9 protein-coding genes and 1 pseudogene are annotated in these 7,904 nt (G+C 70.1%); 7 read left to right on the forward strand and 3 right to left on the reverse strand.

Annotation, left to right across the window (positions count from 1 at the left end):
• The 5 genes and pseudogenes from DI526_RS22555 to DI526_RS22575 all read left to right on the forward strand — a co-directional run.
• A pseudogene (locus DI526_RS22555) lies at positions 1 to 113 on the forward strand (ABC transporter substrate-binding protein); the annotation flags it as partial.
• A gap of 29 nt (positions 114 to 142) precedes the next feature.
• Positions 143 to 664 (forward strand): outer membrane lipid asymmetry maintenance protein MlaD, encoded by a 522-nt coding sequence (gene mlaD, locus DI526_RS22560; protein ID WP_304283033.1) that lies wholly within the window; start codon positions 143 to 145, stop codon positions 662 to 664.
• Between the two features lies 1 nt (position 665).
• Positions 666 to 1,475 carry an ABC transporter permease gene (locus tag DI526_RS22565; RefSeq protein WP_304283035.1) on the forward strand — a complete coding sequence of 270 codons (810 nt, stop codon included), beginning with the start codon at positions 666 to 668 and terminating at the stop codon, positions 1,473 to 1,475.
• Positions 1,472 to 2,239, forward strand: coding sequence for an ABC transporter ATP-binding protein (locus tag DI526_RS22570; RefSeq protein WP_304283037.1), 768 nt, complete (start codon positions 1,472 to 1,474; stop codon positions 2,237 to 2,239). The genes DI526_RS22565 and DI526_RS22570 overlap by 4 nt, the downstream gene beginning before the upstream one ends.
• Positions 2,229 to 2,684, forward strand: a complete 456-nt coding sequence (locus tag DI526_RS22575; protein ID WP_304283039.1) for a hypothetical protein — start codon at positions 2,229 to 2,231, stop codon at positions 2,682 to 2,684. Before DI526_RS22570 ends, DI526_RS22575 begins: the two co-directional genes overlap by 11 nt.
• 3 nt (positions 2,685 to 2,687) lie before the next feature.
• Here DI526_RS22575 and DI526_RS22580 read toward each other — a convergent pair whose 3' ends face one another.
• Positions 2,688 to 3,587 (reverse strand): hydrogen peroxide-inducible genes activator, encoded by a 900-nt coding sequence (locus DI526_RS22580; RefSeq protein ID WP_304283042.1) that lies wholly within the window; start codon positions 3,585 to 3,587, stop codon positions 2,688 to 2,690.
• A 219-nt stretch (positions 3,588 to 3,806) separates the two neighbouring features.
• Here DI526_RS22580 and DI526_RS22585 point away from each other — a divergent pair, with 219 nt between their 5' ends.
• Both DI526_RS22585 and creS read left to right on the forward strand, forming a co-directional pair.
• On the forward strand, positions 3,807 to 4,349 hold the full coding sequence (locus DI526_RS22585) for a carboxymuconolactone decarboxylase family protein (RefSeq protein WP_304283045.1): 543 nt from the start codon (positions 3,807 to 3,809) through the stop codon (positions 4,347 to 4,349).
• A 159-nt stretch (positions 4,350 to 4,508) separates the two neighbouring features.
• Positions 4,509 to 5,882 (forward strand): crescentin, encoded by a 1,374-nt coding sequence (gene creS, locus DI526_RS22590; protein ID WP_304283048.1) that lies wholly within the window; start codon positions 4,509 to 4,511, stop codon positions 5,880 to 5,882.
• A gap of 176 nt (positions 5,883 to 6,058) precedes the next feature.
• Here the strand turns inward: creS and DI526_RS22595 are convergent, their stop codons facing one another.
• Both DI526_RS22595 and DI526_RS22600 read right to left on the reverse strand, forming a co-directional pair.
• Complete coding sequence (locus tag DI526_RS22595) at positions 6,059 to 6,583, reverse strand: SRPBCC domain-containing protein (protein WP_304283050.1); 525 nt, start codon at positions 6,581 to 6,583, stop codon at positions 6,059 to 6,061.
• Between the two features lie 70 nt (positions 6,584 to 6,653).
• Positions 6,654 to 7,646: a TraB/GumN family protein gene (locus DI526_RS22600; protein WP_304283052.1), complete on the reverse strand. Its 993-nt coding sequence runs from the start codon at positions 7,644 to 7,646 to the stop codon at positions 6,654 to 6,656.
• Positions 7,647 to 7,904: the final 258 nt, after the last annotated feature.

A 7,904-nucleotide genomic window follows, 5' to 3' on the forward strand; every position in this document is an offset into this window, starting at 1 on the left:
GGCTGGCCATCACCCAGCAGCAGGACTTCGTCTCGACGATCGACAACGCCGGCGGCAACATCGACGTGCTGATCAACCAACTTCAAAAGGGGCAGGGCGCCAAGGGTCGCTAAGCGGCGGGGCGTTCGAGGACGGATAAGACATGGCGTTGCGCGAACAGTGGGCCGAGACGGCCATGGGCGTGGTGGTCCTGGCCCTGGCCGGCGGCTTCCTGACCTATTCCCTCAGCGTGGGAGGCGTCTCGACCAAGCGCGGGAACTACGAGATCAGCGCCAAGTTCGGCGAGGCCGGCTCCCTGGCGCCCGGCGCGGCCGTCAGCGTCGCGGGCGTCAAGGTCGGCACGGTCTCGCAGGTGACGCTTGAGCCCAAGACCTATCTGGCGGTCGCCAAGCTCAGCATCGATCCGACGGTGAAGCTGCCGGCCGACTCGACGGCCAAGATCACCAGCGACGGCCTGCTCGGCGGGGCGCATATCGCCATCGCGCCCGGCGCGTCGCTGGACGACCTGAAGCCCGGCGGCGAGATCGAGAACACCCAAGGCGCGGTCGACATCTTCGGCCTGATCGGCTCGGTGATCCGCCCGCAAGGCGGCGGCTCGAGCGGGGCGACTGGCTCGACCTCGGCGCCCGCGCCGGCGGCCTCGCAGCCGGCCGAGAGCTACTGAGATGACCGCCGGCGAGGCGGCCCGGAAAGCCGCCGTCAATCCCATCCAGGCGCTGGGACGCTCGACCCTGGCCGCCGTTCGCATGGTCGGGTCGGTCGGCATGTTCGCCGCCCGCGGCGCCGCCGCGGCGCTGAGCCCGCCGTGGTTTCCCGGCCAGCTGCTGCGCCAGTTCATGGCGATCGGCTTCTTCTCGCTGCCCGTCGTGGGCTTGACCGCCGTGTTCACGGGCGCGGCCCTGGCGCTGAACATCTTCACCGGCGGCGGCCGCTTCAACGCCGAGCAGGTGATGCCGCAGATCGTGGCGCTGGGCATCACCCGCGAGCTGGGCCCCGTGCTGGCCGCCCTGATGCTGGCCGGCCGCGTCTCGGCCGCCATCGCCGCCGAGATCGGCGCCATGCGGGCCACCGAGCAGATCGACGCGATGCGGACCCTGTCCACCGACCCGTTCCGCTATCTGGTCGCGCCGCGCCTGCTGGCGGCGGTGCTGATGCTTCCCATCCTGACGGCGGTGGCCGACACGATCGGCGTCGCCGGCGGCTGGCTGGTCGCCACGCGGGTGCTGGAGTTCAATCCGACCGTCTACATCCGCAACACCATCAGCTTCCTGGAAAGCTGGGACGTCGTCTCGGGCCTGATCAAGGCGGCGGTGTTCGGCTTCATCGTGGCCCTGATGGGCTGCTACCACGGCTACAACGCCTCGGGCGGGGCGCGCGGCGTCGGCCGGGCGACGACCCACGCCGTGGTGTCCTCGGCGATCCTGATCTTCGCCTCGGACTACCTCCTGACCACCTTCTTCACCCACATGCGATGACAGACACTCCGAAACTGGCCTGGAAGGGCGTCACCAAGCGTTTCGACGGTCGCGCGGTCCTGGACGGCCTGGACCTGTCGGTCGCGCCCGGCCGCTCGCTGGTGATCATCGGCGGCTCGGGCCAGGGCAAGTCGGTGACCATCAAAACCGCGCTCGGCCTGATGCGGCCCGACAGCGGCCGGATCGAGCTGGACGGCGAAGACGTCGTCGGCCTACCGGAAACCAAGCAGCGCAAGCTGTTCTCGCGGGTCGGCGTGCTGTTTCAGGGCGCGGCCCTGTTCGACAGCCTGAGCGTCTGGGAAAACGTCGCCTTCCGCCTGCTGAACGCCGATGGCGTGCCGCGCAAGCAGGCTCGCGAGCGGGCGATCGAGGCGCTGGAGCAGGTGCGGCTGGATCCCGCCGTCGCCGACCGCTTCCCCTCGGAGCTGTCGGGCGGCATGCAGAAGCGGGCCGGCCTGGCCCGCGCGGTCGTCGCGCGGCCCGAGATCCTGTTCTTTGACGAGCCGACCACCGGCCTCGACCCGATCACGGCGGCGGCGATCAACGAGCTGATCTCCGACCAGGTGCGGCGCCTGGGTTCGACCGCCGTGTCGATCACCCACGACCTGGCCTCGGCCCAGACGATCGGCGACGAGATCGCCATGCTGCACGGCGGCAAGATCGTGTGGCGGGGACCCGCCGCCGATCTCCAGACGACCGACAATCCCTATGTGCGCCAGTTCGTGGAAGGGCGCGCCGACGGACCGATCGCCCATGCGGTCTAAGCGCCTGGCCGTCGCCGCCTGGGCCGGGGTCCTGCTGGTCGCCGGAAACGCCCAGGCCCAGAGTTATGTCAGAACCGATTGCCAGGGCGTCGTGTCGCCGGCTGCCAATCGCTACGACAGCCCCGAGCACGAGCGCTGGTACAAGCGCTTCTGGACCGGGACCTGCGATCACCTGACCCTGTGCGTACCCGGCGGGCCGAACTGGAACGAGATCGTCGACAAGCTGCTGGTCAAGGGCGGACCGGGCGAGCGCGCCGCCCTGCTGCCCAAGGCCTGCCGCCTGGGCCAGACGATTGGCCTGGAATGGTCGCGCGAGCACAAGGTGCGCAAGATCACCACCGCCGACCTGAAGGTATTCGACACCATGCTGGAGGCGACCGGCGACACGCTGAAGGGCGTGGATCGCGTCGACGCCGCCGCCCGCGCCAAGCTGGGCGGCAAGTAAGGCTCAGACCGCCTCGCGCAGGGTCTCGGCCAGCAGCCGGCCCTCGACCGAGCGGCTGGAGCCCGACCGCCAGGCCACCACGATCTCGCGGCTGGGATGCTCGGTCGCCAGAGGGCGCACGGTGACGGCCGCCTTGTCCGTGAGCCCCGCCTGCACCGCCATGGCGGGCAGGAACGAGACGCCGAGGCCCGAGCCGATCATCTGCACCAGGGTCGGGAGGGACGTGGCGGCGAAGCTTTCCTCCTCGCCGACGCCTTTCGGCGGCTCCAGGCCGCAGGCGGCCAGGGCGTGGTCGCGCAGGCAGTGGCCGTCCTCCAGCAGGATCAGGTCATCGCCGCGCAGGCTGTCGGGGTCGACGCGGACAGAGGCCGCCATCGGGTGGTTGGCGGGCGCGGCGGCCAGCAGTTCGTCGTCCTCGACATGGGCCCAGTCCAGGCCGCTCATGTCGTAGGGCAGGGCGATCAGGGCCGCGTCCAGGGCGCCGGACTTCAGGGCGCCGATCAGCCTCTGGGTCAGGTCCTCGCGCAGGAACAGCTTCAGCTTGGGGAACCGGTCGCGCAGCACGGGCAGGGCGCGGGGGAGCAGATAGGGGGCCACGGTCGGGATCACGCCCAGGCGGAAGCGTCCCGACAGAGGCTGGCCGGCGCCGCGCGCGGCCTGCACCAGGTCCTCGGCCCGCGCCAGGATGTCCTCGGCGCGGCGCACCGCTTCCTGGCCCGCCGCGGTCAGGATCACCCCCGAGCGGGCGCGGTCGACCACGGGCGCGCCGAGGATCTTCTCCAGCTCCTGGATGCCGGCCGACAGGGTGGGCTGGGTGACGTGGGCGTTCTCGGCCGCGCGGCTGAACGAGCCGTGCTCGGACAGCAGCTTCAGATATTGCAGTTGGCGAAGGGTCGGGAGCATGGAAGCAAATATAGGCGCTTTCTATCGGAATCCAAAAAACTATCGATTGGATAACTTTTGAGCCGGTCGGTATCTGATCCTCCTGGCGCAAGGCTTCGGATGTCTCCCCACCGACCCGAAGCCCGCCTAGGTCCCGGTCCGCCTCAGCCCTTTCCGGCGGACCGGGACGCCGTCTCCGGACAGTGCTATGCGGCCGTCTCCAGCCGGGGAGCTCCGCCCATGTCGATCGAAGCCTTGCGCGCCGCGCTGCCGGCCTATGCGCGGGACATCGCCACGAACCTTTCGGTGCTCGCCGCAGAGACGGTTCTGTCAGACCAGGCCAGGTGGGGCTGCTTCGTCGCCAGCGCCCACGCCGCCGGCGAGGGCTCGACGCTAGGGGCGCTGGAAGCGGCCGCCCTCGCGGCAGGGCTTTCCGCGGAGGCGCTGGACGGCGCCAAGACCGCGTCAGCCGCCATGGCCATGACCAACGTCTATTTCCGCGCGCTGCACCTGATGGAGGCGAGCGAATATCGCGACCTGCCCTCGCGCCTGCGGATGAACCGGCTGTCGCGACCGGGGGTTTCGGCGGTCGACCACGAACTCTGGGCCCTCGCGGCCTCGGCGATCAACGGTTGCGGCGCTTGCCTCGATCATCACGAGGCCGAACTGCGCCGGCGAGGGGCGACGCCCGTCCAGATCCAGGCGGCCCTGCGCATCGCCGCGGTCGTCAACGCGGTCTCTCGCGTGCGCGCCGCTGAATCTCTCGCCAGTCCCCAGAAATAAAACGGTCAAGTCTTGCGCCGCGACGCAGCGTCGCGGATGTGTCCACTCGACATCCATCTCTTGCGTGAACTAGGTTGTTAACCTCTGGGTAAGAGATTCGCGGCGTCCGTCCAGCGTTCCGGAGAACGCGGCGGGCTCGCATGGGCTGAGGTGGGCGAGATGAGACTGCTGTCGAAGAATTCTCGGGACAAGAACGCCAAGCCGGCGGTTCTGGGCGACGACGCCCGCAGCGAGACGATGCTTCACCAGATCGAGTCCACCCAGGCCATCGGCCAGCGGTACGAGACCATCCATGGCGGGCTCGACAGCATCGGCCGGGTGATGGAGCACCTGAAGGCGATCGAGCCGCTGATCGCCGAGATCCGCGGCCCTGTCGGCCAAGAGTTCGAGGCCCGCCGCGCCGAGCACGCCGAACTGATCGCCCTGCGCGCCAATTTCGAGCAGGCCCAGCGCCAGATCGCCCAGATCCAGGCCGAGGAACGGGAAGTCAGCGCCCGTCTGGCCGCCGCCGAAACCGCCCTGGGCGAGTCCGAGGCCCGCCGCCAGAGCCAGGACGTCACGCTCGAGGACAACGCCCTCGAGATCGACCGCCTGCGCAACGCCCTGCTGCAGTCGGACCTGAAGGTCTCCAACCTCGACGCCTCCCTGCGCGACTCCAACGCCCGCATCGAGCACCTGGTGCAGGACGTCGAAGGCCTGCGCGCCCAGGCCCAGGACATCGACACCCGCCGCGGCGACGCCGAGGCCGCCCTCGCCCGCGCCAACCAGGAAAACGCCCTGCTGGGCGAGGAAGCCGCGACGCTCAAGAAGCGCGTTGACCAGGCCGGCCTGGATCTCGCCCGCCTGTCACGCATCGAGACCGACCTCGAAGCCCAGATCGCCGCCGAACGCGCCCGCGTCCAGGCGCTGGAGAATGCGCTCGCCGCCCACCAGACCGACAGTGGCCGCACCATTCGCGGCCTGGAAAGCCAGGTCGAGGCCAGCCGCGCCGAGATCTCCGCCCTGCAGACCCGCCTCGAGACCGCGACGGGCCGCGCCGACAAGCTGGAAGAGATGAACACCCAGCTCTCGGCCCGCCTGGCCGAGTCCAGCGCCCACCAGAAGGCGGTCGAGCGTCGCGCCGGCGACCTCAACGTCGCGCTGGAACGGGCCCTGGAACGCATCCGCGCCCTGGAGGAAGAGGCCGAAGGCCTGCGCCAGCGTCACGCCGGCGTCGACACCGCCCGCGCCACGGCCATCGAGCGCGCCGACCAGCTGGCCAAGAGCGCCGTTGCTCAGGAAAAGGCCATGAAGCGCGCCGAGGACCGCGCCCAGCAGCTCCGCGCCCGCCTGGACGCCATGCAGGAAGCGCAGGACCAGATCCGTCGCGAGCACGAGGAAAAGGTCGCCGGACTGCAGGCGACCATCGAGCGCCTCACCTCGGAAAACGCCCTGGCCGAAGGCGCCCTGGAAGCGGCGCGCCGCGACCGCTCGCGCCTGCAGATGGCCCTGTTGGGCGCCAGCGGCGACAGCGACCTGGCCGACGTGGGGTGAGTTTAGGTCTCCTTCCTTCTCCCCTTGCGGGAGAAGGTGGCCCGAAGGGTCGGATGAGGGGTTGATAAACGTCTGACGCCGCGGCCGGCCCATGGGCTGTCGCGGCGTTTGTGTCTGTGAGACCCCTCACCCGTCCGCCTGCGGCGTCCACCCTCTCCCGCACGGGGAGAGGGGATTTACTTCCCCTCGGCCGCCGCCTTCAGGCCCGCAACCTGCTGGCCGATGACGCCGTCGACGCCGCCGGCCCACTTGTCGAGGCCGCCCCTCAGGTAACCGCCGACGTCGTAGATGACGGTCAACGTCGTCTTGCCGTCCTTCTCCGCGAGCAGGAACGTCAGCGCCCCGGTCGCGCCCGAGCTCTGCAGCGGCCCCAGGGCGCCGGAGAGCACCAGTTTCTGTCCGGGCGCGGCGTTGACCGTGGTCATGTGGACGACCGAGCCGCCATCGGGCAGCCGTTCGCAGAAGCAGCCGCCGGACGCCGCAGCCAGCGACAGATTGGCGGCCGACCGCGACCAGGTATGGGCCGAGGCCCACCACTTGGCGGGCTGGACCAGCACCTCCCAGACCCGGGACGCCGGCGCGTCGATCACCAAGGTCTGGCGGACCTCGAAGCCGTTCGGCTGGGCGTCGACCACCTCGGCCCGCGCGGCGCCGGCGGCCAACAGGGCCAGGCCCGCCGCCGCGATCATCATCCTTCTCATCCCCGATCCCTCCCAAAGGCAGGTCGAGGCTGACGGCCTTGACGCCAGACCGTCAAGCGGGCGGACGTTGTTATTCGACCGGCGAGGTAATCGTCGCGCCGCCCGCCTTCAGGCGATCGAGCACGCCGTTGGCGGGCAGCAGGAAGCCCAGATCCACCACCGCCACCGTGACGCCGGGCCGCTTCAGCGCCTCGGTCATGGCGTCGGTCGTCAGCGCCACGCCCTTTTCCAGCAGCTCGGCGCCGCCGGGGGCGTGGATCAGGCAGCGCTGGGCGGCGCTGGCGCGGTAGCGGGCCCGAACGGACGCGAGGTCGCCCTCGGCCCAGTCCCGGCCGATCGTCGTCGAATGCGCCCCGTCATAGGCGATCTCGTCCAGCGCCACGCGCAGGCAATAGAGCTGGTCCTCGGGCGAGAGCTTCGAGGCGATCGTCGTCACCGCGCTCATCCGGTACTGGCCGACCGCCTTGACCTTCAGCTTGCGGGCCTTGGCCATGCGCTCGACCGTGCTGATCGGCTTGGCCTCGGAGAGGCCCGCCGCCTGGCGGAAGTCCGACAGCAAGAGGAACCCCGCCACCGCCGGCTTCCAGTTCTTGTAGTCGCCCGGCCCCTTGCGCGCCTGGGTCCGGGACTCGACGAAGCGGGCCTTCAGGTCCGGCGGCAGCTCATTTTCCAGCGACTTGCCGAGCGGCTGGCGCAGGCCCGCGCCGAACCGCAGCACAAAGCCCGCGATCTGGGTCACGCCGACCGAGGCTTCTGGCGGGACCAGCACGAGGCTGGCCTTGTCGAGCGCCTTGTCCAGGCGCGGACTGGACCATTTCAACTGATGGGGCAGGGGCGGGGCCGAACCCAGGATGTAGAGCTTGGCGCCGTCCTTCTCGGCCAGCCAGACCGCCGGTCCGGGCGGCTTGGCGACCACGGTCAGCTCGGCGACCACCGCGCTCTCGTCCTGCGCCGGAGCCTGGCCCAGGTCGACGGTCGACGGCGGCGCGGTCTGCGCCAGGGCCGAGGACGTCAGAGACAGGGAGAGGGCGAGGGCGGGCGGGACGAACTTGGACGCGGCCATCGAAACTCCTTCAGCCCCCGCCCTCAGATAACCCTTCTCCCCTTGCGGGAGAAGGTGTCGCCGGAAGGCGACGGATGAGGGGTCGCACAAGCGAAAACCGCCGCGACAGCGGTCAGACTGTCACGGCGGTCCCGTTCTTCAACCCCTCACCCGGCCCTTCGGGCCACCCTCTCCCGCAAGTGTTCAGACCGGGGACATCCGTGACAGGTGTTCGGAGACATCCGTGACACATTTTCCGATCTCGAAGGGAGGTCGGAG

Origin of the sequence: Caulobacter segnis, assembly GCF_003243465.1 — a bacterium.
GTDB classification, from domain to species: domain Bacteria; phylum Pseudomonadota; class Alphaproteobacteria; order Caulobacterales; family Caulobacteraceae; genus Caulobacter; species Caulobacter segnis_A.

Coding starts and splice junctions, on each gene's coding strand:
- creS (WP_304283048.1), top strand. CDS start 4,509: ATGAGACTGCTGTCGAAGAATTCTCGGGACAAGAACGCCAAGCCGGCG.
- DI526_RS22585 (WP_304283045.1), top strand. CDS start 3,807: ATGTCGATCGAAGCCTTGCGCGCCGCGCTGCCGGCCTATGCGCGGGAC.
- DI526_RS22575 (WP_304283039.1), top strand. CDS start 2,229: ATGCGGTCTAAGCGCCTGGCCGTCGCCGCCTGGGCCGGGGTCCTGCTG.
- DI526_RS22580 (WP_304283042.1), bottom strand. CDS start 3,587: ATGCTCCCGACCCTTCGCCAACTGCAATATCTGAAGCTGCTGTCCGAG.
- DI526_RS22570 (WP_304283037.1), top strand. CDS start 1,472: ATGACAGACACTCCGAAACTGGCCTGGAAGGGCGTCACCAAGCGTTTC.
- DI526_RS22565 (WP_304283035.1), top strand. CDS start 666: ATGACCGCCGGCGAGGCGGCCCGGAAAGCCGCCGTCAATCCCATCCAG.
- DI526_RS22600 (WP_304283052.1), bottom strand. CDS start 7,646: ATGGCCGCGTCCAAGTTCGTCCCGCCCGCCCTCGCCCTCTCCCTGTCT.
- mlaD (WP_304283033.1), top strand. CDS start 143: ATGGCGTTGCGCGAACAGTGGGCCGAGACGGCCATGGGCGTGGTGGTC.
- DI526_RS22595 (WP_304283050.1), bottom strand. CDS start 6,583: ATGAGAAGGATGATGATCGCGGCGGCGGGCCTGGCCCTGTTGGCCGCC.